Source organism: Desulfatitalea tepidiphila (assembly GCF_001293685.1).
Taxonomy (GTDB): domain Bacteria; phylum Desulfobacterota; class Desulfobacteria; order Desulfobacterales; family Desulfosarcinaceae; genus Desulfatitalea; species Desulfatitalea tepidiphila.
This window is the reverse complement of record NZ_BCAG01000003.1, coordinates 679688-702730: the sequence shown is the minus strand read 5'-3', so window position 1 is coordinate 702730 and position 23043 is coordinate 679688. Positions and strand designations below refer to the sequence as shown.

The following is a 23043-nucleotide window of genomic DNA, read 5'->3' as shown; positions in this document are numbered from 1 at the left end:
ATCAGCTATTCCAATTAAATGCTATTCACTAAACCCGGCGTGGGTGGGACAGGCGGCCGATGCCACACGCCAAGCGGTCGAGTGCCGGTAAAATGCACGGCGGGCGGCCCAGAAACTCGCTGCGCTCAAACAGTCTGGGCCGCTTGTCCGCCGTCTGCATTTAACCGGCAATAGGACCGCAGGCGTATGTGGCCCTGGCCACCTGCTCCACCCACGCCTGCCATCTGCCTTGCCATACAAATTCTTGCTAAAGATAATTTGGAGGGCACTCCCTTCAGGGGGAATCAAATTCCGTTTGAATAGCTGTGGGTCAATGAAAGATCAGGCAGCCCCCACCCGTCCGCACACGATGCCCGATGTCACCGCCGCCTTCACGTCCAGCCGTTTCACATCCACCACTCCGTTTTTCTCAAGAAGGGTCAGGAGTTCCTGTTCGGAATAGGCCCGGCCGCCGGACGTGCCGAGAAGCATGTTGATAGAGAACAGGGCCGGGAACAACGGGCCCGTCTTGTCGTTGTTGAGGATGAACTCGTGAATGAACACCAGCCCTCCGGGTTTCAGAGCCGATACCGCGTGGGCCACGACCCTTTCCGCGTCTTCCGGATTTTCGCCGTGAAGGTTGTGGGAGAGCCAGGCCACGTCGTATGCCTTGTCAAAGTCCACGATATCGTGGACATAGCTGCCTTCCTGGAAGTCGATCCGTTCGGTCAGGCCGAAACGTGCGATGGTTCTTTCCGCAAAGACACGGGTGGTGGGCAGATCGAACACCGTGGCCGTCATCCCCGGGTTCTCCAGGCAGAAATGGATGGCGTAGGTTCCCGGCCCACCGCCGAAATCGAGAAACCGCTTCCGTCCCGAAAGGTCGATTTCCCTGGCGAAATGGGGCGCCAGGTCCATGGCCAGGTTGAACATGCCCATCAAAAAACTCTCCCGCTCGGTTTCCGAGGCGGTCACCGGTCTCTGACGGCAGGGTTTGCCGGTCAGGACCGATTCGCTCATCCGGTTCCACGAGTCCATCAGGTGGTGGTAGTGCATGATGATGAACCCCGTGTAATCCGGCGATGTTTTCACCAGGTACCTGAGGGAGAATTCCGTGTTTGCGTAAAGCCCCTTCTCCTTGGTGAGCAGGTCCATGGCGCACAGGGCGTTGAGCAGCGTTTCAACGCCGTGCGTGTTTCCACCGATCCGTCGGGCTGCCGCTTCGACATCTATCTTTTCGTCGCCGATGACCGTGAAGAGCTCGAGTTTCACGCCCGTATGCAGGGCGCAGGTTTTCCAGTAGCTGTTGGCGACCTCGAGCAGGGTGAATTTGGTCCAGGGGGATGGGTTCATTCTATAAGCTCCGTCATAGATAGGTGTTGTCTGTTATGTTATCTTTTCATGGGCTTCATCAGAAATTGATGAATTCGTCAACAGTCGTTGAAAACCGGCAACGATTCTAACTGAACGCCATCCACTAAACCCGGCGTGGGTGGAGCAGGTGGCCAGGGCCACATACGCCTGCGGTCCTGGTGCCGGTTTAATGCAAACGGCGGACAAGCGGTCCAGACTGTTTGAGCGCAGCGAGTTTCTGGGCCGCCCGCCGTGCATTTTACCGGCACTTGACAGCTTGGCGTGTGGCATCGGTCACCTGCTCCACCCACGCCTGCCATCACCGATGCCACGCGAATTCTTTTATCAAACTACTTCTGTAATGCAGCCCTCAGGTGAATCATATTCAATTAGAATTGCTCGAATGACGGCGCCGTCAAACGTTGAGCTTTTCCGATTTCAGTGCATAGGCCACGGCAATGCCGATCAGGAAGCCTGCGGCCAGATTCGAGGCCAGCGTGATCCCCACCATGAGGATCGGTACGAACATCTCCTTGCGCGTTTTCATGTCGAGAAGGGTCAGGCTCAGCTGCGCGCCGGCGAAAATCAGCAGGATCCCGAGGGCGGCCATGGGCAGCAGGTAGATGACGCCCATGAGATGTTCGCCCAGGAGCAGCGCCAGAACGACGAATATGGCGCCGATGATGAGGTTGGAGCCGGCGCTGCGGGCGCCGAAACGATAGCGGGACGCCAGGCCGCCGGCGCCGTGACACATGGGCATGCCGCCCAGGAAGAAACTCATCAGGTTGGCCAGGGCCATACTGATGCAAAGCGCCCGGTAGGTCACCCGTTGGCCATCCTGTGGAAAATATTGGATCGACAGGTCGGCATTGGCCATGACGGCATTGCCGAGGGTCATGGGAATCTGCGGCAGGACCAGCACCAGCAGGGCGAAGGTGAAATCGCCGGCCGAGGGAAATCCGTAGGGCAGCAGATCCGGCAGGTAGAGGCCCGGCCGGATCAGGTGCAGTCCTTCGCCGGTTCCCAGCAAGATGCCGGTCAACAGGCCGGCGCCCACGACGACAATGGCCGCGGGCAATCGTTTGTTTTCCAGCAGCAAGAGGGTGAGCACCCCCAGTATCCCGCCGATCAGCAGACCCAAAGGTATCGGCCCCAGGCTCTGGATGCTCAGGTAGGGTTCGGCCGCATCCCGCAGGGCCTGAAACGTGGCGGTGCCCAGGGTCAGCTTCACGCCCTGGGTCACCAGCAACACACCGGTGGACAGCTGGACCCCGCGAATGACCGGTCTGGGAATGTATCGGCCGATCATGGTGATGATACCGGTCCCGCCGATCACCAGCAGAAACAGGAAGATCCACAAGCTCGACGCCTGAATCTGGCTGGCCGTGATACCGGTGGCGATGGCATAGGCGCCGATCACCTTCATGGGTTCCACGGGGCTGGTGACTCTGAAATAGAGCCCGGCAAACACGTAATAGAGGCCGACGCCCAAAAACAACCCCAGGGGATTGAGACCGTTGATCAAAATCATGCCGATGGCCAGGGGCAGAATGGTTCCCAGGTCGCCCAGGCTGCCCGCCAGCTCCATGCGGTTGAAACGGAACGCCGAAACGGCGCCGGATCGTCGAGCGGTGGTTTCGTTTACATCCATGTCTCTTTCTCCTGGCGATTGCTCGCTACCGGCGGGGTCCGCCGGCATGAAATGGCAATCTCGGCCTTGACGCATAATCACGATTATTGTATTAATCGTGATACTACGGATGCGCCCCACAAATGTCAAGCTCATTGTCGGCATGGAGGCCATGAGCATGACTGGATGTTGCGGGCGGGCATAAAGCCCGCCCCTACGAGATTCGGGTGGTAATACAGGCCGTAGACCTATACCGGCGGGGCAGGGGCGGGGGTTAACCCCGCCCGTATGGAAACCGGAACGTCTTAAATATGCGACATTGGGTGTGGAGCTGCACGGCACACGACAGGGACAACGATCGCATCGTCGAGAGCCCATGAAAAAATCTGACCAGACAACCGACAGCCAATCCCCCCGGCCGCCTTCGGCGCCCGAGCGAAACTACCATGGACGCATCTTCTCCACGCCGGAAAAAGACAAATACCTCGATTCGGTCCAGCTCGACCGGTTGGAGAAATCCTTCCGTGAGTGGACCAAGGCAGCCCCGCGTCCCGACGTGCTCAGGTCGCGGCGCCGCATCTTGCTCATTTTCCTGATTATCCGCTACGCCGGCGCAAAGCTCCATGAGGCGGCGAATCTCGACCCGGGCCGGGATTTCGAGTTCGACAAGGGATTCGTCATCCTGGGCCGCGCCAGGGGAAAATCCAGCCACCGGCGCAAGGTCCAGTTGCCTGAAAAACTGTGCCATGAGATCCGATCGTTGATCAGCGATCCATCCCTGAATAAGGGGAAGCAGGGGATGTTCCAGACGGATCCCGGATTTGTCCGCCGCAAGTTTTATGAGCGCGCAGAGGCCTGCGGCATCCCCAAGCAGCTCGGCGCGCCGGAAGTTCTGCGCAAATCGCGGGCCGTGGAGCTGATGCAGAGCAACCTCCCCCTGCCTGCGGTCCAGATGCTGTTGGGGCATTCGACGCCCAACCTGACCTCCTCCTTTGTCTCCTTTTCCGAAGAGGAGATCCAGCAGGTGACCCGTCTGATCGTGGAAAAGGAATTCTCCCGCAAGACCAGCGCCCGCAATTCGTTTTTCGGCAGCATTCGAACCATCGAGCAGGGCGACATTCAAACCCGCGTGGAGATCGTGACCCTGGGCGGGCACGTGGTCACCACGGTGATCACCAACGACAGCGTGCAGCGCCTGGGTCTGAAACCGGGCAAGACCATTGCGGCCGAGGTCAAGGCCCCGTGGGTGATGTTGTCGAAAAACGGCCACGGCCTCGAGTGCAGCGCGGACAACCGGTTCAATGGCACGGTTGACAAGATCACCCGGGGCGCCATCAATACCGAATATGTGGTGCGGATTGCCGACGGCACAGAGGTGTGTGCCATAGTGACCAGCGACAGCAGCCGGCGGCTGGGCCTGGCCGAGGGAGACGAGACATGGGTCTTCTTCAGCAGCTATTCGGTGGTCCTCATGTCGGAATGAAGAAAACAGCAAGGAGCACGCCATGACCTTCCAACTTCCCGCCTATCACCCACCGGATTTTACACAGCCGCCGTTCGTGGACGCTCCGCCGGTAACGTTCAGACGGGTCGTAAAATCCGGCGTAGCCCCGGACGATTATCACGCCACCTCGATCCACCCGGAGTATTTCCAGGTGGAAAAAAACCGATGGACGCTCCTGGAACAGTCCCGGATGGACTGCGTGGTGGTGAAACGGGACGACGGATCGCTGGTCGTCAAGGCGTTCCGGAAACTCGAACGCGGCGAACGGGTGGCCTGCGGCCGGCGGGAAAACGGCGAGGACGGCATCTTCGTGCATGCCGAGCCGTTTGAATCCCAGGACCAGACGTTGCAGAAGTTTGCGTTCCGCACCCGGACGACCCGCGAGACCTCCTTTTCCATCGACTACGACGAGCTCTACGATCTTCTGGAATTCGAACGCCGCAACGGGTTCATCGTCTGGGTCCTCGGACCGGCGGTGGTATTCGACCGAGATTCCCGCGAAGCCTTTGCCAAATTGGTCGCCGAGGGCTATGTCCACGCCCTGTTGGCCGGAAACGCACTGGCCGTCCACGATGTGGAGGCGGCCCTCTTTTCGACGGCCCTGGGCCAGGGGATCTATGCCAAGAAAAGCGCTGAATTGGGACACTACAACCACCTGGACGCCATCAACCGGGTCAGGGCGATCGGTTCCATCGAAAAGGCGATCGATGCCGGCATCGTGGGCAACGGCATCATGAAGGCGGTCGTCGAAAACGACATTTCCTGCGTGCTCGCCGGCTCGATCCGCGACGACGGCCCCCTTCCCGAAACCATCACCGACGCCTGCCAGGCCCAGGACCGCATGCGAGCCATTGCGCGGCGCGCCACGACCGTCATCGGCATGGCGACCGTACTGCACACCATTGCCACGGGCAACATGGTCCCCGCCTACCAGGTGACGGAGGGCCATGGGGTCCGGCCGGTCTATTTCTACTCGGTCGACATGTCCGAGTTCGCGGTGAGCAAACTGGTCAACCGCGGCTCCCTGTCGGCGCGCGCCATTTTGACCAACGTGCAGGATTTCGTGGTGAATGTGGAACGAGGCCTGAGGAGAAGAAAAACGGGATTCAGGGGATAATCCGCGTTCCCGCCTTGCCGAGAACGGCATCGCCGATCTCTTCGATGGAGCAGATCACTGCCGTCTGCCCGCCGCTGTTTAAAAACTGCATCCCCGCCTCGATCTTGGGCCAGATGGAGCCGTCGGGGAAATGCCCCAGTTCCCGGTACACCACTGCCTCCCTGCAGGAAAGGGTTCGAAGATATCTCTCGCCCGCCTTGCCATAATCGAGGGCGACGCCTTTCACATCCGTGGCGATGACGAAAATGTCCACGCCCACCTCCCCGGCCAGTTTGGCGCTGGCCAGGTCCTTGTCGATTACCGCATCCACGCCGCAAAAGGACCTTCCCTCCCGGATCACCGGGATGCCCCCGCCGCCGCAGCAGATGACGATGAAGTCCCGTTTGATGAGTTCCCGGATCTCCCTCTTTTCCACGATGGTCAACGGTTTCGGCGAGGCGACCACCCGGCGGTAGCCTTTGGCGGTCTTGCGCGTGGGATAGGGCAATGATGCGGCCTGCGTTTCGGAATAGACCGGACCCACGGGCTTGGACGGATGTTTAAAGGCCGGATCCTGTTCGTCCACGACGACATAGCTGATCAGGCTCACGATATACTTCTGGGTCACGATGCCGAGCGCCATCAGCTCGCTGTCCAGGGTGGATTCGATCATGTATCCGATCTGCCCCTGGGTCTGGGCCACCAGGATCTCCAGCGGCATCCTGGGCACCGCGCTGCACGATTCCTGCTGCAACTGCAGATTGCCCACCTGCGGACCGTTGCCGTGCGTGATGATGATCCGGTAGGCCATGGACAGCCTGGCGATCTCCCGGATCGGCACCTTGAGATTCTCCAACTGCTCTTCCAGGGTGCCGGTCTGGTGCTTGCGGATCAGCGCGTTCCCGCCCAGTGCGACCAGCACTAGTTTTTTGGCTTTCTCCGCTCTCATGGCATGCGGCCTTTGAGTTTGTCGAGCAGGACGTCCTCCAGCAGCGGCGCCCCGTGATCCTTGTAGGTGTAACGGACCCGGATCGAGGGTTTGTCGATGTTCAAGATGCGTTTGAGCTGGATGGGTGTTGAAAACAGCACCAGGTCGCAGTCGACCCGGTCGATCGTCCGCTCCAGGTCTCGAACCTGCTCCGGGCTGTACCCCATCGCAGGCAGCGCCGGTCCGGTGCCGGCATACGCTTCAAAGGTCTTTTTCAGGCTTCCCACGGCATAGGGCCGTGGATCGACGATCTCTGCCGCCTGGTACGTCCGCGCGGCAATGACCCCGGCCCCGTAGGGCATTTCGCCGTGGGTCAGGGTGGGGCCGTCTTCGACCACCAGCACGCGCTTGCCCTTGATTCTTTCCGGCCGGCTGACCCGTATGGGCGATTCCGCCAGCACGATCTGGGCATCGGGCGCATGGCTGCGAATGTTTTCGCGGGAGCGGGCGACGTTTTGCGGATCCGCCGTGTCCACCTTGTTGATGATGGCGATGTCCGCCATGAGCAGGTTGGTTTCACCGGGGTAGTAGAGCAGTTCGTGCCCCACCCGGTGCGGATCGAGCAGCACGATGTGGACATCGGGACGATAAAAAGGCGTATCGTTGTTGCCGCCGTCCCATACGATGATGTCCGCTTCCTCTTCAGCGGCCTCGAGGATTTTGCCGTAGTCCACGCCGGCATAGACCGTGATCCCCTGGTCCACCAACGGTTCGTATTCTTCCCGCTCTTCCAGGGTGCACTGGTGGGTTTTGAAATCCTCGTAGGAAGAAAAACGCTGGATCACCTGCTTTCTCAAATCGCCGTAGGGCATGGGATGGCGAACCGCCACCACCTGCCAGCCGTGCTGCTTGAAAATGGTGCACACCTTGCGGGTGGTCTGGGACTTGCCGCAACCGGTTCGGACGGCACAGACGGAAACCACCGGTTTCCGGGACTTCAGCATGGTATAGGCGGCCCCCAGCAGGATAAAATCGGCGCCCTGGGCCGTTACGATGGCGGCCTTGTGCATGACCTGGACGTGAGGGACGTCGCTGTAGGAAAAGGCGACCAGGTCCACCCGGTGGTTTCGGATCAGCCGGGCCAGTTCCACCTCCGGGTGGATGGGGATCCCGTCCGGATAGCCTTCGCCGGCCAGCTCCGGCGGGTAGGTCCGGCCTTCGATATCCGGAATCTGGGCGGCCGTGAAGGCAATGACCCGATAGCGGGGGTTGCCTTTGAAATAGACGTTGAAATTGTGAAAATCGCGGCCGGCGGCCCCCATGATGATCACTTTTTCGATCATGCCGATTCTCCGGGCTGTGTGCAGTAGTTTACAAGTCTACCTCAAAATAGTGGGTTGGCCCAATAACTTTTTGCCGCCTTGACGGCTTTCCATCCGCGACATGATCGAGGAAAAATGGGGCTGATGAAGAGGGTGGAACATCCCATGAGACCAGGGTTTAGGGATTTCCGAAAAAGCTCTCGAAGCGCGCATTCTGGATGCCGCAGGCGACCCGGTAGTGCTTTACAACGCAAGCCCCCTATTCAGTCCGGCGGGAACCCTTGAACTCTGCAGGCAGGTATATTAAACACCATCACGATATGAGGGGGCGGGCCGACAGCATGCCCCCTCAAATTCTTCCGTCTTGACGTGCTGAAAAATAGGAGGACAATAGCGATGATCAAATTTGGTCCGCTTGCCTGTGAGGACATCAAGAGGACGCTGCTGGAAAAGGGACTGCCGCTTTCCGTGCGCATCGAGATTCGATCGACAGGATGCTGCGACGCGTCCCTCGGCCTGGCGGCGGAAGCGCCCGGAGCAAACGATCTCATCAAGGAAATAGACGGTTTGACCATCGCCATAGACCCGGCGACCCACAAAATGGTCGGTGACGTTTCAATATCCTCGACGGATGATCCCGGCAGAGAAGGATTCGTTATTGTATCGGACAGGCCGTTGAATGAGTGGGCGGGGTTCGGTGCCAGCACCATCCGGGTATGCGCCAAATCATAAGCGAGGGTGAAAAGATTTCCGGTCCGGAGCGGAAATAATGAGGTCGAAATACAAAATTTTCAGTACCCGATTCGCCCTGTGCACCTCCGCTGAGTCCCTGCCTGCGGTGGGTGACAGTTCTATGGACTGTCTGGGTGCATGTCAGATTCTTTGCGTCTTGCGCTCGTTCACCACGTCATTGACGGCACCTGATGATACGGCCACACTTTTAATAAGTGCAAATACCGGCTGGCCCGTTTTCAGATTCAAGTCCAGGAAGGATTGACGGGTAATGCGTGCCCATAGAAAACAACCGATATTCAAACGCAGATCGACATAAGATTCTCCCTGATCAATGATCTGGTCAACCTTGCCGGGGAAAATGTTCTGGAAGCTGGTTACGCTGGGTGCCTGGAGGGCCACGGCCACATTCCGGGCCGAAATGCGTACACGAATCGGAGCACCCCGCCCTGCCGGCATGGGAGGCACTTTGAGCAAGTGCTCATGGGCCGGAAAAAAAGTCTCAATCGCGACACCATCAGATACGATGTCAAGGAATTCCGGCTGAAAAAAGGTTGGTCACAGGAAGAGCTCGCCGAAAGCCTGGGCATTCGGCGCCAGGCAATATACGACATCGAATCCGGGCGGAACCTGCCCAACACGGCGATTGTCCTTCAGTTGGCCGGTTGTTCAGCTGCCGGGTGGACGATCTGTTTGTCGAGACCGCGCCGCCCGAATACACGCCGGTTCAGGTGGTCAGCGACACCGTCGAACCATCCACCCGTCTGACTTTGGGAAAGGTGCGGGACCGGGTGGTGGGCTTTCCATTGAAAGGCACGGAATCGGTCCCCTTCGGCCTGCGCGCAGCCGACGGCCTCGCCCGGGGACCGGCCCACGTCGCCGGCACCCACCTGCACAATTCGGGCAAAGCCGAATCCAATGTGGAGGCCGCGCGCCAGCGGATGAACACGCCCGTCCGGGTGTTCGGTTTTTCCCTGATGGAGGAGGGGCTGATGGTAGGCAGGGGCAACCCCCTGGGCATTCGCACCGTGGCCGATCTGGCACAGCCCATGGTGCGTTTTGTCAATCGCGAACCCGGCGCCGCACTTCGGGTGCTTCTGGACGATCAATTGAGGACGGCCGGCATAGATTCAGAAGCCATCAATGGGTATCGCAACGAAGTGTTCTCCCACCGCGAAGGCGCCTACCGCATTGCCTGCACAAAGAGTTGGACTGCCTGCCCGGCTACGACGGCTCGGTCACCGGCCAACTGATCGCGGAACTGGCATCGACAGGCGCCGCAAAAGGGTAAACACACCGGGTTGGCTTTCATCGCGTCCGATCCGGTCACACCCGTTGCCATGATCTTGACTAACCCATGCCCCCCCCGCACGGCGGGAGAGGATGCGATCAAGAACGCTTCAGTTTCGACCTTTTGATGGTCTTTTCGATCTCCACCGCCAAAAACACGACCGTGGACAGCAGCAACGTGATGACAAGCTCGCCGGCGGTCAGCGGCGCGGTCTTAAAGATCGGGTTGAGCACCGGGACATAAATCGTGGCCATCTGAAGAGCGAATGTCAGCAGCACGGCACCCAGGAGAGGCTTGTTCGAAAAGGCGCCCTGTTTGAAAAAAGAGTCCTGCTCGGAGCGAATGGCCAGCACGTGCCCCATCTGACTCAGGCACAAAACCGTAAACACCATGGTTTGCCAGTGGGTCTGGGTGCTGTTGATGAACAGGGCCTGGGTGACGATGGACACCGCGCCCATGAGCAGACCGACCCATACGATGTGGACGCCGAGCCCATTGGCGAAAATACTCTCCCTGGGGTGCCGCGGGGGGCGGCTCATGATGTTGCGCTCGCCGGGTTCGGCGGTCAGCGCCAGACCGGGCACCCCGTCGGTCACCAGGTTGATCCACAGGATGTGGATCGGCAGCAGGGGGATGGGCAGGCCGAGAAACGGCGCCAGGAAAATCGTGACGATCTCCCCGGAATTGCTGGTCATGGTGTATTTGATGAATTTGCGGATGTTGTCGAAGATGCGCCGCCCTTCCCGCACGGCCTTGACGATGGTGGCGAAATTATCGTCCAGCAGAATCATGTGGGAGGCCTCCTTGGACACATCCGTGCCGGTGATGCCCATGGCCACCCCGATGTCCGCCCGTTTCAGCGCCGGCGCATCGTTGACCCCGTCCCCGGTCATGGCCACGAAATGTCCCTTGTCCTGCAGGGCCTCGACGATCTTCAGTTTCTGCTCCGGGGCGACCCGGGCATAGACCCGGATCCGCTCCACCCGGTCCTCGAATGCTTCCAATGGCAGCCGGGAGAGTTCCCGCCCGGTCAGGACACCCTCCCCCTCGGCGCGGATGATCCCGACCCGCTCCGCGATCTTTGCAGCGGTCAGCGGATGGTCTCCGGTGATCATCACCGGCCGGATGCCCGCCGACCGGCACATGGCCACGGCCTCCGCCGCTTCGGGCCGGGGCGGATCCATCAGGCCGACCATGCCGATAAAGACCATGGCTTTTTCCGCCTGTTCCGAGGTCGGGGGATCGGGAACGGCGTCCCACACACGCATGGCAAATCCCAGGGTTCTCAGGCCGTTGCCGGCGATCTGGTCCGCCGCTTCAAGGATTTTCGGGCGGTCCACCGCCTCCTGCCCGCGGTTGCCGACAGCCGATTCGGAACGCTCCAGAATTTCCTCGACCGCTCCCTTGGTAAAGGAAACGACCCGGCCGTCTTTCCATGGATGGAACGTGGTCATGAGTTTACGGTCCGAATCAAAGGGAATCTCCGCCACCCGGGGATGGCTTTCATGCAGCTTGTCCCGGTCGTACCCTTTTGCGCGGGCCAGCTCGAACAGCGCCGTTTCGGTGGGATCGCCGATGAGGGTGTCCGAACCTTCCCGACGGGTGTCGTTGCACAGCGCCATGGCGCTGAACAACAGATCCACGGCATCCCCGCCCGATGGCGTCCCGCCTGCGCCGGTCTCCCGGGCCAGCGGCGATATCTCCCTGGACGGTTGCCGGCGGCCGTCGACATAGACCTCTTCCACGACCATGCGGTTCAGCGTCAGCGTGCCGGTTTTGTCGGAACAGATATAGGTGACCGATCCGAGGGTTTCCACGGCCGGCAGTTTTCGCACCAGCGCCTGCTGCCTGACCAGCTTCCTGGCGCCGAGCGCCAGGGAGATGGTGATCACCGCGGGCAAGGCCTCTGGAATGGCCGCCACCGCCAGCGAAATCGCAGTCAGGAGCATCAGGAGCGGCGGCTCTCCCCTGAGCAATCCGGTGACGAATACGATGAAGCAAATGGCCAGCACGGCCCAGGCGAGCTTCTGCCCGAACGTGGTGAGCCGTTTCTGCAACGGGGTCCGCCCCTCACCCTGGTCCTGGAGCATGCCGGCGATCCGCCCGAGCTCGGTTCGCATGCCGGTGCCGGTCACCAGTCCCTGTCCCCGGCCGTAGGTCACCAGGGTGCCTTTGTAGGCCATGTTCCTGCGGTCGCCGATGGGCAGGTCCGCCTCCTCGATGGACCGGCTGTCCTTTTCCACGGCCACGGACTCGCCGGTCAGGGCGGACTCCTGGATGCGGAGCCGGACCGCCTCGGTCAGCCGAAGATCGGCCGGAACCACGTTGCCGGCCTCCAGGATCACGAGATCGCCCGGCACCAATTGCGCCGCGGCGACCGACGCGGCCTGCCCGTCCCGGATCACGACGGCAGAGGGGGCCGCCAGCTTTTTCAGCGCATCCATGGCCTTTTCGGCCCGGTATTCCTGTACGAACCCCAGTACGGCGTTCAGCATGACGATCACGGCGATGGCGATACTGTCCGCCGGTTCGCCGATCACCCCCGCCACGAAGGCGGCGGCGATCAGCACGAGAATCATGAAGTCCTTGAACTGATCCAAAAACATCATCCACAACGATTTGCGCTGTTTTTCGATGAGTTCGTTGGGTCCGTATTGCGCATAGCGGCGGCGCGCCTCTTCGGCGGCAAGACCCGTTTCGGATGACTTCAGTTTCCGCGCGGCCTCATTTGAATCCAGCCGGTGCCAGTCGATCGAGGTGCCTTTCTCTTCACTCACGATTATCTCCACTCCACTTTTTAAGAGTCATTATCTCTACCAAACTGCCTGAATCATGATGCTGCGGTGGCACAAGCAGCCTGTCGCCGCCCCCTTCGTTTTGAACCACCGGGCATTTTTCCGTTATTGCTTTTGACATTTCGTTAAATATGACCCGTGTATTTACGGCCTTTTCCCTGTCTATGGCAAACAAAACCGGCAGGCTATGACTCGACCGTTTTTGAATACAACGGCCCGATACCGTCCTGTTTACGAAGACAGGATCGCCATGAAGTACAAGGTACTGTATTTATTTGCGTATTGACACAAATGGGCAGTACTGCCATACTCAGTGGTGAAAAGAAAACGTCCTATTACAAGATGGACAGGAATCACGCACGCAGGGGGAATCCATGCCCGCCAAACCCACCTATGAAGCGTTGCAGCAGCGGGTTGCCGACCTCGAAGCCCGAACCCGACACCTGGGGCAGTTGGAAGCCGAACTCAAGCGCAGCCTGAATTTTACCGAATCACTGCTGGCCTCGATCCCGACGCCGATATTTTACAAGGACACCCGCGGCCGCTATCAAGGCTGCAACAGAGCGTTTACTGATCTGATGGGCGTCACCGCCGAACAGATCCGCGGAAAAACTGTCGAGGAGCTGTGGCCCGGCGAGCACGCCCGGATCTATCATCAAAAGGACCTGGATCTTCTCAAGAACCCGCAATTGCAAGTCTATGAATTCGAGGTCAAAGACAAAATGGGCCGTATCCGGCCCGTCATTTACCATAAGCATGTGTTCCGCGACGAAAAGGGCGAGGTGGCCGGACTTGTGGGCGCTGTCGTCGATATCAGCGAGATCCGACACGCCCAGTCGGAACAGCAGACCCTGTTTAACATGTCCCTGGACATGATCTGCATCGCCGACATCGAAACCGCCACTTTCCTCAAAGTCAATCCCGCCTTTATGGCTACCCTCGGCTACAGCGAGGCGGAACTGCTCTCCGTGCCGTTCACCGAATTCGTCCATCCGGACGACGTCGATGCCACCCGCCGGAAGATCGCCGACAAGCTTCGGCGCGGTGAAAAGGTCATCAACTTCAAGAATCGCTATCGCTGCAAAAACGGCGACTACCGCTGGCTGAACTGGGTGTCCCACCCGGCCCCGGAAAAAAGGGTCACCTATGCCGTGGCCCACGATATCACCGAAGAGATTCAGGCTTACGAGACCTTGCGCAACCAGCGCGATATGCTCAACAACCTGTTCGAAAGCCTTCCCCTGGGAATCACCATCTGGGACCGCTGCGGCCGCCTGGTGGTGGCCAACAAGGGGTTCACCGACCTCACCGGATACACCCAGGTGGAGATCAACCATCTGGACGACTGGTTTCCCCGCGCCTATCCGGACCCGGATTACCGCCGACAGGTGATCGAGGATTGGGAGGCCGCCAGGCAGACCGTCCGTGCCGCGCGGGAGTTCAAGGTGACCTGCGAGGACGGCCGGATCAAGGATGTCGAGTTTCACGGGGTTTTTCTGGCCGACGGCCGGGCCCTGGTCACCTTGTCCGATATTACGGAGTTGAAGCGGCTGGAGGATGGGTTGCGCCAGGTACAGAAAATGGAGGCGGTCGGGACATTGGCCGGCGGTATCGCCCACGACTTCAACAACATGCTCAGCACCATCCTGGGCCGCACCGAACTGATGCTGCTGGGAATGGCGCCGGACGACCCCCATCGGTCGAGTTTACAGGAAATCTACCGCGCTGCCGAACGGTCGGCGGATCTGACCCAGCAGCTTTTAGCTTTTGCCCGCAAACAGGCCATCTCGCCCAAAGTGCTCGATCTCAACCACGTGGTCGAAACCTCGCTGAAGATGTTGCGCCGCTTGATCGGGGAGGATGTCGAACTGTTGTGGCATCCGGCCACGACCCTGTGGGCGGTCAAGATGGACCCGACCCAGGTGAACCAGCTCCTGACCAACCTGTGCGTGAATGCCCGAGATGCCATCGCAGGGGTGGGAACCATCACCATCGAAACCAGGAACCGGGTCCTGGATGAGGACTATTGCGCGGTTCACGCCGGCTTCAAGCCCGGGGCGTATGTGATGCTGGCGGTCAGCGATGACGGCTGCGGCATGGACAAGCTAACCCTTCAAAATGCCTTCGAACCGTTTTTCACCACCAAGGAAGTCGGCGAAGGCACCGGGTTGGGCTTGGCCACGGTCTACGGCATCGTGAAGCAAAACGAGGGGTTTATCAACGTGTACAGCGAGCCGGGCATGGGAACCACGTTCAGACTCTACCTGCCCAAGTCTGAACAGGTGCTGGAGGATACGACAAGGGCCGCTGACGCCCCCATTGCAACAGGAACCGAGACGGTCCTCGTCGTGGAGGATGAAGCAACGATTCTGGATCTGATCAAAAGTGTGCTGGAACACAATGGCTATACGGTGCTGACAGCCCAGAAACCCTCCCAGGCGTTGGAGCAGGCCCTTGGCCATCCAGGAGCCATCCATCTATTGATCACCGACGTGGTCATGCCTGAAATGAACGGCAAGGAGCTGAAAGAGCGTCTGATTCGAGTCAGACCCGCCATCAAAGTCCTGTACATGTCCGGATACACTTCAAATATCATCATGCACCGGGGCGTCCTGGAGAATAACGTCCATTTCATGCAAAAACCATTTTCCATCAGGGGGTTGACGGATAAAGTGAGATCTGTACTGGATCAGCCGGATTCGGCCGCATCTCCATAAAAATAGAGCCATAAAAATATGGAACCATCCTCGAAGAGTCCCGAATATTCTCTACCGCAGGGGTGAAAATGGCAGGGCGATCAGCCGCATCGCCCTTTCTTTCGGGGCCAGCAGCCGGACACTCCTTAAAAACTTTGTCCGCCACTCTCCTGCTGGCTCGTATTTCTGCTGGGGCTCCGGGGATTTCCAGACATCGATGACTTCATTCGGGCTTCCGCTGATGGGCCGCCAGCTGGCAATGATCGGCACGAATTTCCGGGACTCCGCAAGCCCCGCTTCCAGCTTGGCCATCTGCCCATTGGCGGCTTCCAGTATGGCAAACAAATAGCCGTGGTTCGGCGTTTCCCTGCTGTCGGCAATGGCTTGGTGCAGAACCTCGCTTGGAACGGCATGTCCAAGGGGTTCCAACAGCCGGCAGGACCTTACAGGCGCATGGTCCTCGAGCCCGGCGGCGTAGTCTCCCCAGGCTTTGCTCCGACTGCAGTTCACGCGAAACGCCTTGAGCGACGCCATGTTATCGAATTCCATGATCTGCTTGACCTGGCAGAACCACTCGACGTCGCTGCTCAACGCTGCGATCAACCTTGCCCCCAGCTCCGGCAGCACAGGCACCAATTTCTCCTGGGCAAATTCGATATAGTTGTCCAGCGCCTCGAAGCTGGCATGGGCGAGGTTCAAGGTTTCTTCGGTATAGATCATGTCATCTCCTTCTTTTCATCGTGTCAAGGGAACGGCGGCCGATGGATTCAAGTCGGCGTTGATTGAATTGGACAAACAACTGCTCTTCAGGATGCAGGCATCGTTCACATCCTCCATGACGAAATAATTGTCGAGGCGAGAGAGGACATCGCTGATATTGCGGCGGTTGGGTCGACTTCCGCCCTTGGTTTTCAGCATTGTTTTACTTCAATTGAAACGTGGTAATACAGGTATCGCTTTGGTCAAAGGTCCCAATCTGCCCCTGGGTTTTCAGTCCCAACCCTTGAATCGTCAACTGGATATTGCGGTCCCTTGGTAACCAGATCTCAAAGAAGCCATTTTTCAAGGTGGTTTTGGGTCCTTTAAAAAGTTCATTTCCTTTCTGATCGATTGCGCTCACTTCAAACGTTGTTTCAGGCAGCTCCCCCTGACAGGAGGACATGAAGTGAACACCTCAGGTGTGTGTCTGATTTATGTAAGGTGCAATGGCGATCATCATCTGATCATCAGGCAGTGGAATCCGGATGGGTTTATGTTCGGGTATTTCAAACACGACGTTGCGGCTCGTCACATGGCTCTTGATCTCTTTTTTGGACCACTTCCATTCATTTGCGATCGAAATGGCTTGCCTGGCATCGACGTTTTTCAAAATACCTTCCGGGGAATGAGGATCGGGTTGGCAGCTGGAAACTCCAAGCATCAGGCCTACCGAAAACAACAAGCCGATGAGTATCTTTTTTGGGTTCATTTTTCCCTCCTTGACCAGGGAAGATCGTTTACCGGGGTCTATTTACGAAAACGACTGTGAGTTCCTGGTTTACGTCGTACCATATTCATTCTATCCATCTGGTCAATCTCGATAAATGTACGATTGCCCAATCAGATGAATATCCATGTGGCGGTTCTGTTTGGTTCATTTGAACCGGCTGCCCGTCATCCATGCGCTGAAGCATCGTCTAAACACATTGCAATTTTGGATGGACGCCGATAGGTACAGGCATGCCTGTGGCATTCTACGCAGTATGTGCCTGATCGCGCACGACAGCAAACAGGGCCCCACGGTTGAAACTAAGGAGAAACAAAAAATGACCTCCCCTTTGAACGACCCGACGCTCGAGTCCCTCCTCGCCCGTTTGTATTCACAGAGCAAAAAGCAAAACGACGAAATTAAAGCTTACATTGCACGGCGGGTGCAGGAAGGCACCATGGATCAGAATTACCGCTTTGACGAGGACATGCATCGCTTTTTCGCGGACAAGATGGTTGCTCTTGACCAAGAGAAAGCGCAGTTTTGTTATATGCTCTGCCGTTCCCTGCGGGCGACGCGGGTCGTTGAAGCCGGCACTTCATTTGGGGTATCGACACTCCACCTTGCCGCGGCGGTGCGCGACAACCGGGTCGGACACGGTGTGGTCATTGGAACAGAGTACGAGCCTGAGAAAGCAAAAGCCGCCCGAGCCAATTTCCGGGAGGCCGGGCTCAGCGAATTCATCGAGTTGCGCGAGGGGGACCTCCGACAGACCCTGCGCGATGTAGGCGGTCCAGTAGATTTCATGCTGATTGATATCTGGGAAGTGGCACTGCCAGCTCTGGAGCTCGTTGCCCCGCACCTGCGTCCAGGGGCCATCGTGGCTTGCGACAACACCACGGCGTTCGCCAACCTCTACCGCGACTACTTTGAGTTCGTGCATGACCCTGTAAACCGATTCCGAACCATAACGGTCCCGTTTAAAGGCGGGTTCGAGGTCACGGTGCGAGACTGAGACGAATGAAGGCGAAGGGAAACAAGATATCCAACCACTATGGAGGATCAAGATGATGCACCCGCTGATCGATGCCAAAATGGTCGAAACCATTCGGACCCTCGGGCACACTTTCGACAATCTACCCAACCGCATCGAAACGATGAAAGCGATGAATCTCCCGTTTGATCGCCCGGCGGAAAATGTGGTCATCATGGGCTGTCAAAATCTGAAAATGGTTCCCAATGCAGTGGAAAAATTCGCCCGGATACTGGAACGCGCCGGCGTTGATTTCACCTTTTTGTCCAAGGAATATTGCTGCGGCAATTATCTGTATCGGCCGGCAATCAAGGCAAAAGATGAAACGGCAATGCAAGCGTGCCGCACGCTTTCAAAAGAATTTGTCGGCAACAACATCGAACAGGTGAAAAAGCTGGGGGCAAACCGAACCATTCTTTTCTGCTCGCCATGCTATCCAATTTATAAGTTTGCGTTTCCAGAGGAGAACATCATCTATTTTCCCGAGGTCCTGCTTGAGTCCATCGGCACTTTGGAATGCAATCGACAAATCGATTATTATGCCGGATGCTATAAGCTACACCGCCGCTTTGCACCTGTTCCCGTGGATTTGAAATCAACAAATCAGGTCTTCGACAAGATCAAAGGACTTTCCGTAAACAGGATCAGCGCGCCCTCCTGTTGCTTTACACCTGCCGGCCTGGCGCATATGCTCGATCATGTCCAAAGCGACACCATGGTCCATATCTGCACCGGCTGCTATTCGCAGGCCGTTGTCAAAATGCCGAAAGATCGACACGTGAATATTTTGATGCTCCCCGAATTTATTGACATGATTCAGACCGCATAAGAAAAGCGGACCTGGGAGGATGGAGGAGAGTCAAATGATCCACGGAATAAAACGAGGACTTGGAGATTTCTATAAAAATGGCAAGGAACGCATGTAGATACACACTCCCAGAACATATGCCGAAAAATTAGCAAACCGGGATGGGTAGAGGATACCGGTGAATCTTGTTATTGGCGAAGAGATTTCGGATATTGCAAACGGCCCTTGACCGGGTCGATTGCTTGTTGTATCTTTGTATCGACAATGTGTCAACGCAAATGGGAGGTCCGAGCCATGATCAAGACCCTGACTAAACACGGAAACAGCTTGGCACTAGTGATTGAAAAGCCTGTGCTGGAACTGATTGGTGCAGACGCCGATACCCCGTTCGATATTTCCACCGACGGGCAGGTCCTGATTCTCAGCCCGGTGAAAAATGCCGGTCGACGGAAAGCTTTCAAAGCCGCTCTCGACAAGGTGAACACCAGGTACCCCAAGGCCTTGAAAAAGCTGGCGGAATAAACAGTGGAGCCTATCTTCCTCCGGCTGAGCGAGGTCCTGGAAATCCACCAGGACCAGGTTACCCGCTACGGTGGCGCCGCCGGCATCCGGGATATCGAGTTGCTCAAATCCGCCCTCGGTATGCCGTCGGCTACCTATGGAGGCCAGTTCCTGCATACGGACATTTACGAGATGGCCGCAGCCTGTCTGTTCCACCTGGTCAAGAACCATCCCTTCGTCGATGGCAACAAGCGCGTCGGTGCTGTAACTGCACTCATTTTTCTCTACCTGAATGGATTTGACTTCGACGCCCCCGAGAATGACCTCGCCGAGATGGTGCTGGCCGTGGCTCGGGGCGACATTGACAAAGCCGACGTGGCTGTGTTTATCCGGCGCCACACACGACCCGCCTGATCCTTTCCCGACTTCGAAAGAGAAATTGTTCTCAATCAAAATTTCCTGGAATAAGGAGTTCCTTGCACTTTCACCAATGCTGACAGAACATTCACTTGATGAAGCCCGAATTCTGGCCCATATTAAAGATCAAAATCAGCCTAAGTTAAATAGGTGAAAACTATGAAACCGATCAATATTTCTCAAGATATCGTTTCCCTATCGGATTTTAAAAATAAAGCGTCCAGGATGCTTCATGAAGTAAAGAGTTCACACCGCCCCCTTGTCATCACCCAGAACGGCAAGGCAGCGGCAGTGCTGATATCTCCGTCCGATTTCGACCTCCTAACGGAACAGGCCCGCTTCGTCGATGCCGTGCAAAGGGGATTGACAGATGTCCAAAATGGGCGGGTGATCTCGGATGAGGATCTGGACAAAGAGTTATGAAGCTCTATTGGACCGAAACCGCCAGGCAGGATCCCCGAGCGCAACCCTCTTCATAACATTCTCCGTTTACGCCGCAGAGTCTCAACATATCGTATTTTATCTACTTTTTATTATTTTCTCAGTTTACTGGAGATGGAAACGATATTAATCGGCTATTCTTGCCCCTAAAGCTTAGATATTGAATCAATGCGCTTGAGAATGATCGGCAATCTGGATTGACTGGCTTTATCCGGAGGCAGGTGGCCAGGCAAAGCATCGGTAAAATGCCTGTTGTTCAATAGTTCTGAGAGTGCACCGGACAGGTATGATCTTAAATCGTCAGCCACCTGCTGAATTTCATCGACGATCTCCGGTCTTCCATCCAAAATGGTTACGATATCCTCCATATCCTTGCTCAAAAGAAAGTCCTGGTTACCCCGCCCTTTGAAGGCATCGAATTTAGTGGCCAAAAAGTATGGCGCTGGTAACACCCGAATCAGTTTGCCGGAAGGCAGTGGTACAGAGATTGCGGCGGTGTAGGCGGCCGTATACCATTGATTCCCAAATCCAAGGATGCCCGAATGCGTCGGCATGACATCCAAAATGGTCTCACCGCACCGCCACCGGCATATGAATGCGTCAGGACTCAGGTCTTCAGAAAAATTATGCCTTCTGAGTTTTTCAGACAACCTGTGATAATCCAACAAAGATGCTGCTTCTACGATGACGTCAACATCATAGGTTACACGGGGCGGCGGTGTGGCCGGATCGGTAAGGAGCAAGCAGGTGGCGCAGCCTCCCAAAAAGACCATTTCATCGACTAGCGGGCCAAGTTTTTGAATGGCCGATTCAAGGATTTTGATATTGGGGTGGTCTTTTTTTATAACCATTGCCTGAATCGCATCGTTAATTCTTTTATCGCCAACTCCCGCTCTCGGGCTCTACCGCCTCGAATAGCATCGACGATCACCAGGTATTCATAAAGGAGCGCATCTTTCCGTGCTGCTTTGGGTACGGATTTATACAGTGGCGAGAATGCCTGACCACGCTCAGGGCCTTCCGGGTCTGGCCAAACAGGCGCGGGTTCATCCGGCATAACAATTTTTCCGAGCAAGGGCTTAGCCGCAAAAGCGGTGGGCATTCCGCGCGTCAGCTCGCCTCTGTCCGGAACGAATACGTACTGGATGCCATGAACAAGAAATTCTTCAAGCCTGCTGATATTGGGTTTGATTTGGGACTCACCCTGGTTTGCCAATCCAGCTTTGATAGAGCGCTTTACAGCGGCATGCACTTCGGATGGACTCATGCCCAAATCAACAGCCAAGGTATTGTAAGCCCACTCATGTGGATTAATTGAAATCAATTTAATTAACACAAAAACATCTTGGGGCTTGAGAATCATCAGTCATTCTCCTTTCGCGATTCGCGAATTGAGAATAAGCTAAAAGCCAATGTTTGTCAATACGGCCCCATCACATCACACCGAGAATCCACCCCTCAACCAAGGCAACTGGGTATTCCCCCGGGACATCGAAGGCATCAGGAAATTACCGAGACTTCCATCTATGTCGCCCTGCTGCAGCCAGAAAGCGGCAAACTATCTTTGTGCCGTTACCGTCGTTTAAAAGGGTTTTCGGGTTTTTTATCATCGTCAGGCCCATCCTTATCCGTCTCCGCAGCTTGGTCGAGTATGGATGAGGGACTATGCGATAATGGATCCAGTCTATCGGCCTGCTCTTTTGCCCACTTCATCCATGTTTCATGATCTTGATCCGTGACATAAACAGGGTTACCGCCTGAGTGCTCCTTTTCGACGGCATCGATGAATTCTCGAATCAGTCTGCTTTTTTCATAATTTTCTGCGTCGGTGACCAGTTTTGCGACCCGCGCTTTTTCCTGCCGTATCATACGTTCGAGCTCAGCACGCCGTCTTTCCTGTTCCTCCCTTTGACGCGCCAATTCACGACGCTGTCGTTCACGCTCTTCTTCCTGACGCCGGTGTTCCTTTTTCTGGGCAATCCTTTTATGGAGTCCGATAATAAAAGCATCCAGGCAGTCTTCAACTTGCTTTTTTTCTTTATCTCGCCAGTTTTTACGAAAATTATCACCCCAATAATGGCCCCTATCATGGATGGTCAGGCACAGTTTGCCAGAAGGAATACGCACGTAGTCAAACCGGCTGTGGCCGAAATGGTAATATCCATCCAGCTTCGTGTCTCTGGGTTTGGTCTTTTTTGAGATGATCTCCTCGGTAATACCTATCCCCAAGTATTCTTTTTCAATCTCGACCTTAAGCGAGCCATCTTCCTGAAAAACTTCGAATCCTCTCTCGAGCAGGGCATTGATGAGCGCATTCATAATTCTGAGTGCACGCGGCAGGCTCTTTTTTGAAACGCGGATATCCAGACAATTCTTGTCCTTTGGCTCGATAATCCCGACATCATTCGGTTGACATAGTTCAAGGATCTCCTGGGATTGTTGAATAAAGGGGTGCGGATTCCGCAACGCCTTCGGTACTATTATGGGTGGGTATTTCTTATCGGCTTCGATCTTTTGGGCTAACTCAAAATTAGTAGTGCCTGTTACCTGAAACGGAGAGTTCGCGGAAAAATGTACCGGGGGTTGAAACGTAACCCCGGGGTTTACGTTCGATTCCCACGTGTAACGGTTGGAAACGGAGAATCGGACAAGTTCGGCCTGGCCGTGCAAGAGGTTGTGAATACAGGCTAAAACTACAAAACCCCGAGGAACGGGTTCCTAGGGGTTTTGCGTTAAATTAACAAGCGCTCGAAATGCGCTATTTTTGACTGGCTCCCCGGGTGCAACCCTCTTCATAACATTCTCCCATTGGCAGGTAAACGCCAACAAATTGGAATTTATCAACTTTTTAAAGAGTACGCCGTGTTCTCCAGAGGAAACGTATTTAAGGCTAATGTCCTGTTTATCAAATCGCCTGATTTTGTTCCAACGGGAAATCATCAAGCAGCTCATTGATCCAGGATTGCTGTTTGGAAATGTGCCTTCTGATCGTTGGAGTCCGAATTAGCTGCTTGATATTTTCACGGTTGCAGGCGATATACTTAGACAT

24 protein-coding genes are annotated in these 23043 nt (G+C 56.4%); 11 read left to right on the top strand and 13 right to left on the bottom strand.

The features are described 5' to 3' along the window. Nucleotides 1-321: 321 nt before the first annotated feature. Both DFT_RS07705 and DFT_RS07700 read right to left on the bottom strand, forming a co-directional pair. Nucleotides 322-1332 (bottom strand): methyltransferase, encoded by a 1011-nt coding sequence (locus DFT_RS07705; RefSeq protein ID WP_054030640.1) that lies wholly within the window; start codon nucleotides 1330-1332, stop codon nucleotides 322-324. 415 nt (nucleotides 1333-1747) lie between these two features. Continuing rightward, complete coding sequence (locus DFT_RS07700) at nucleotides 1748-2983, bottom strand: putative sulfate/molybdate transporter (protein ID WP_054030639.1); 1236 nt, start codon at nucleotides 2981-2983, stop codon at nucleotides 1748-1750. 355 nt (nucleotides 2984-3338) lie between these two features. On the opposite strand from DFT_RS07700, the gene DFT_RS07695 reads away from it, so the two are divergent. Both DFT_RS07695 and DFT_RS07690 read left to right on the top strand, forming a co-directional pair. Further along, nucleotides 3339-4445 carry a TOBE domain-containing protein gene (locus tag DFT_RS07695; RefSeq protein WP_054030638.1) on the top strand — a complete coding sequence of 369 codons (1107 nt, stop codon included), beginning with the start codon at nucleotides 3339-3341 and terminating at the stop codon, nucleotides 4443-4445. A gap of 22 nt (nucleotides 4446-4467) precedes the next feature. Next, a complete protein-coding gene (locus DFT_RS07690; protein ID WP_054030637.1) occupies nucleotides 4468-5583 on the top strand; it encodes a putative NPN-dependent ornithine cyclodeaminase in 1116 nt (371 codons plus the stop codon). On the opposite strand, the gene DFT_RS07685 is transcribed toward DFT_RS07690, so the two are convergent. Further along, nucleotides 5573-6511 (bottom strand): carbamate kinase, encoded by a 939-nt coding sequence (locus tag DFT_RS07685; RefSeq protein WP_054030636.1) that lies wholly within the window; start codon nucleotides 6509-6511, stop codon nucleotides 5573-5575. The two genes, DFT_RS07690 and DFT_RS07685, sit on opposite strands and share 11 nt — an antisense overlap. Then, nucleotides 6508-7833 (bottom strand): cyclic 2,3-diphosphoglycerate synthase, encoded by a 1326-nt coding sequence (locus DFT_RS07680; protein WP_054030635.1) that lies wholly within the window; start codon nucleotides 7831-7833, stop codon nucleotides 6508-6510. Before DFT_RS07680 ends, DFT_RS07685 begins: the two co-directional genes overlap by 4 nt. A gap of 375 nt (nucleotides 7834-8208) precedes the next feature. On the opposite strand from DFT_RS07680, the gene DFT_RS07675 reads away from it, so the two are divergent. Continuing rightward, nucleotides 8209-8544: a hypothetical protein gene (locus DFT_RS07675; protein WP_054030634.1), complete on the top strand. Its 336-nt coding sequence runs from the start codon at nucleotides 8209-8211 to the stop codon at nucleotides 8542-8544. 141 nt (nucleotides 8545-8685) lie between these two features. On the opposite strand, the gene DFT_RS07670 is transcribed toward DFT_RS07675, so the two are convergent. Further along, a complete protein-coding gene (locus DFT_RS07670; RefSeq protein WP_235506192.1) occupies nucleotides 8686-8946 on the bottom strand; it encodes a TOBE domain-containing protein in 261 nt (86 codons plus the stop codon). A gap of 81 nt (nucleotides 8947-9027) precedes the next feature. Between DFT_RS07670 and DFT_RS27235 the strand changes: the two genes are divergently transcribed. Together DFT_RS27235 and DFT_RS25445 are read left to right on the top strand one after the other, a co-directional pair. Further along, nucleotides 9028-9312: a helix-turn-helix transcriptional regulator gene (locus DFT_RS27235; protein ID WP_076750444.1), complete on the top strand. Its 285-nt coding sequence runs from the start codon at nucleotides 9028-9030 to the stop codon at nucleotides 9310-9312. After that, nucleotides 9225-9797 (top strand): substrate-binding domain-containing protein, encoded by a 573-nt coding sequence (locus tag DFT_RS25445; protein ID WP_200907040.1) that lies wholly within the window; start codon nucleotides 9225-9227, stop codon nucleotides 9795-9797. The genes DFT_RS27235 and DFT_RS25445 overlap by 88 nt, the downstream gene beginning before the upstream one ends. A 136-nt stretch (nucleotides 9798-9933) precedes the next feature. On the opposite strand, the gene DFT_RS07660 is transcribed toward DFT_RS25445, so the two are convergent. Next, nucleotides 9934-12612: a cation-translocating P-type ATPase gene (locus DFT_RS07660; protein WP_200907039.1), complete on the bottom strand. Its 2679-nt coding sequence runs from the start codon at nucleotides 12610-12612 to the stop codon at nucleotides 9934-9936. Nucleotides 12613-13004: 392 nt separating this feature from the next. On the opposite strand from DFT_RS07660, the gene DFT_RS07655 reads away from it, so the two are divergent. Next, nucleotides 13005-15347: a hybrid sensor histidine kinase/response regulator gene (locus DFT_RS07655; protein ID WP_054030631.1), complete on the top strand. Its 2343-nt coding sequence runs from the start codon at nucleotides 13005-13007 to the stop codon at nucleotides 15345-15347. Between the two features lie 51 nt (nucleotides 15348-15398). On the opposite strand, the gene DFT_RS07650 is transcribed toward DFT_RS07655, so the two are convergent. The 4 genes from DFT_RS07650 to DFT_RS07635 are packed head-to-tail and all read right to left on the bottom strand — an operon-like array spanning nucleotide 15399 to nucleotide 16794. Continuing rightward, entirely contained in the window at nucleotides 15399-16046 is a 648-nt protein-coding gene (locus tag DFT_RS07650; RefSeq protein ID WP_054030630.1) for a hypothetical protein, read from the bottom strand. Nucleotides 16047-16061: 15 nt separating this feature from the next. Further along, on the bottom strand, nucleotides 16062-16244 hold the full coding sequence (locus DFT_RS07645) for a hypothetical protein (RefSeq protein WP_054030629.1): 183 nt from the start codon (nucleotides 16242-16244) through the stop codon (nucleotides 16062-16064). A 4-nt stretch (nucleotides 16245-16248) separates the two neighbouring features. After that, entirely contained in the window at nucleotides 16249-16488 is a 240-nt protein-coding gene (locus DFT_RS07640; RefSeq protein WP_054030628.1) for a CueP family metal-binding protein, read from the bottom strand. 12 nt (nucleotides 16489-16500) lie between these two features. Further along, nucleotides 16501-16794: a hypothetical protein gene (locus DFT_RS07635; protein ID WP_054030627.1), complete on the bottom strand. Its 294-nt coding sequence runs from the start codon at nucleotides 16792-16794 to the stop codon at nucleotides 16501-16503. Between the two features lie 160 nt (nucleotides 16795-16954). Here DFT_RS07635 and DFT_RS07630 point away from each other — a divergent pair, with 160 nt between their 5' ends. The 5 genes from DFT_RS07630 to DFT_RS07610 all read left to right on the top strand — a co-directional run bounded on the left by DFT_RS07630 (nucleotide 16955) and on the right by DFT_RS07610 (nucleotide 19976). Then, complete coding sequence (locus DFT_RS07630; RefSeq protein ID WP_161807104.1) at nucleotides 16955-17809, top strand: O-methyltransferase; 855 nt, start codon at nucleotides 16955-16957, stop codon at nucleotides 17807-17809. A 52-nt stretch (nucleotides 17810-17861) separates the two neighbouring features. Beyond that, entirely contained in the window at nucleotides 17862-18656 is a 795-nt protein-coding gene (locus tag DFT_RS07625) for a heterodisulfide reductase-related iron-sulfur binding cluster (RefSeq protein ID WP_054030625.1), read from the top strand. Nucleotides 18657-18929: 273 nt separating this feature from the next. Further along, nucleotides 18930-19157: an AbrB/MazE/SpoVT family DNA-binding domain-containing protein gene (locus DFT_RS07620; RefSeq protein WP_054030624.1), complete on the top strand. Its 228-nt coding sequence runs from the start codon at nucleotides 18930-18932 to the stop codon at nucleotides 19155-19157. Between the two features lie 3 nt (nucleotides 19158-19160). Then, nucleotides 19161-19550: a type II toxin-antitoxin system death-on-curing family toxin gene (locus DFT_RS07615; RefSeq protein WP_054030623.1), complete on the top strand. Its 390-nt coding sequence runs from the start codon at nucleotides 19161-19163 to the stop codon at nucleotides 19548-19550. A 162-nt stretch (nucleotides 19551-19712) separates the two neighbouring features. After that, the gene (locus DFT_RS07610) at nucleotides 19713-19976 is read left to right on the top strand and encodes a type II toxin-antitoxin system Phd/YefM family antitoxin (RefSeq protein WP_054030622.1); all 264 of its coding nucleotides are present in this window, start codon (nucleotides 19713-19715) and stop codon (nucleotides 19974-19976) included. A 164-nt stretch (nucleotides 19977-20140) separates the two neighbouring features. Here the strand turns inward: DFT_RS07610 and DFT_RS07605 are convergent, their stop codons facing one another. From DFT_RS07605 to DFT_RS07595, 3 genes are all read right to left on the bottom strand, one after another. Next, the gene (locus DFT_RS07605; RefSeq protein WP_054030621.1) at nucleotides 20141-20845 is read right to left on the bottom strand and encodes a hypothetical protein; all 705 of its coding nucleotides are present in this window, start codon (nucleotides 20843-20845) and stop codon (nucleotides 20141-20143) included. Continuing rightward, nucleotides 20836-21357, bottom strand: a complete 522-nt coding sequence (locus tag DFT_RS07600) for a hypothetical protein (RefSeq protein WP_054030620.1) — start codon at nucleotides 21355-21357, stop codon at nucleotides 20836-20838. The genes DFT_RS07605 and DFT_RS07600 overlap by 10 nt, the downstream gene beginning before the upstream one ends. Before the next feature lie 209 nt (nucleotides 21358-21566). Further along, the gene (locus DFT_RS07595) at nucleotides 21567-22664 is read right to left on the bottom strand and encodes a hypothetical protein (RefSeq protein ID WP_152971899.1); all 1098 of its coding nucleotides are present in this window, start codon (nucleotides 22662-22664) and stop codon (nucleotides 21567-21569) included. Nucleotides 22665-23043 lie beyond the last annotated feature (379 nt).

Excerpts from the sequence above, each read along its gene's own strand:
- DFT_RS07650 (WP_054030630.1), bottom strand. The coding sequence starts at position 16,046 with ATGATCTATACCGAAGAAACCTTGAACCTCGCCCATGCCAGCTTCGAG.
- DFT_RS27235 (WP_076750444.1), top strand. The coding sequence starts at position 9,028 with ATGGGCCGGAAAAAAAGTCTCAATCGCGACACCATCAGATACGATGTC.
- DFT_RS07600 (WP_054030620.1), bottom strand. The coding sequence starts at position 21,357 with ATGATTCTCAAGCCCCAAGATGTTTTTGTGTTAATTAAATTGATTTCA.
- DFT_RS07695 (WP_054030638.1), top strand. The coding sequence starts at position 3,339 with ATGAAAAAATCTGACCAGACAACCGACAGCCAATCCCCCCGGCCGCCT.
- DFT_RS07655 (WP_054030631.1), top strand. The coding sequence starts at position 13,005 with ATGCCCGCCAAACCCACCTATGAAGCGTTGCAGCAGCGGGTTGCCGAC.
- DFT_RS07680 (WP_054030635.1), bottom strand. The coding sequence starts at position 7,833 with ATGATCGAAAAAGTGATCATCATGGGGGCCGCCGGCCGCGATTTTCAC.
- DFT_RS07625 (WP_054030625.1), top strand. The coding sequence starts at position 17,862 with ATGATGCACCCGCTGATCGATGCCAAAATGGTCGAAACCATTCGGACC.
- DFT_RS07605 (WP_054030621.1), bottom strand. The coding sequence starts at position 20,845 with ATGGTTATAAAAAAAGACCACCCCAATATCAAAATCCTTGAATCGGCC.
- DFT_RS07620 (WP_054030624.1), top strand. The coding sequence starts at position 18,930 with ATGATCAAGACCCTGACTAAACACGGAAACAGCTTGGCACTAGTGATT.
- DFT_RS07675 (WP_054030634.1), top strand. The coding sequence starts at position 8,209 with ATGATCAAATTTGGTCCGCTTGCCTGTGAGGACATCAAGAGGACGCTG.
- DFT_RS07705 (WP_054030640.1), bottom strand. The coding sequence starts at position 1,332 with ATGAACCCATCCCCCTGGACCAAATTCACCCTGCTCGAGGTCGCCAAC.
- DFT_RS07640 (WP_054030628.1), bottom strand. The coding sequence starts at position 16,488 with ATGTCCTCCTGTCAGGGGGAGCTGCCTGAAACAACGTTTGAAGTGAGC.
- DFT_RS07685 (WP_054030636.1), bottom strand. The coding sequence starts at position 6,511 with ATGAGAGCGGAGAAAGCCAAAAAACTAGTGCTGGTCGCACTGGGCGGG.
- DFT_RS07700 (WP_054030639.1), bottom strand. The coding sequence starts at position 2,983 with ATGGATGTAAACGAAACCACCGCTCGACGATCCGGCGCCGTTTCGGCG.
- DFT_RS07690 (WP_054030637.1), top strand. The coding sequence starts at position 4,468 with ATGACCTTCCAACTTCCCGCCTATCACCCACCGGATTTTACACAGCCG.
- DFT_RS07635 (WP_054030627.1), bottom strand. The coding sequence starts at position 16,794 with ATGAACCCAAAAAAGATACTCATCGGCTTGTTGTTTTCGGTAGGCCTG.
- DFT_RS07610 (WP_054030622.1), top strand. The coding sequence starts at position 19,713 with ATGAAACCGATCAATATTTCTCAAGATATCGTTTCCCTATCGGATTTT.
- DFT_RS07645 (WP_054030629.1), bottom strand. The coding sequence starts at position 16,244 with ATGCTGAAAACCAAGGGCGGAAGTCGACCCAACCGCCGCAATATCAGC.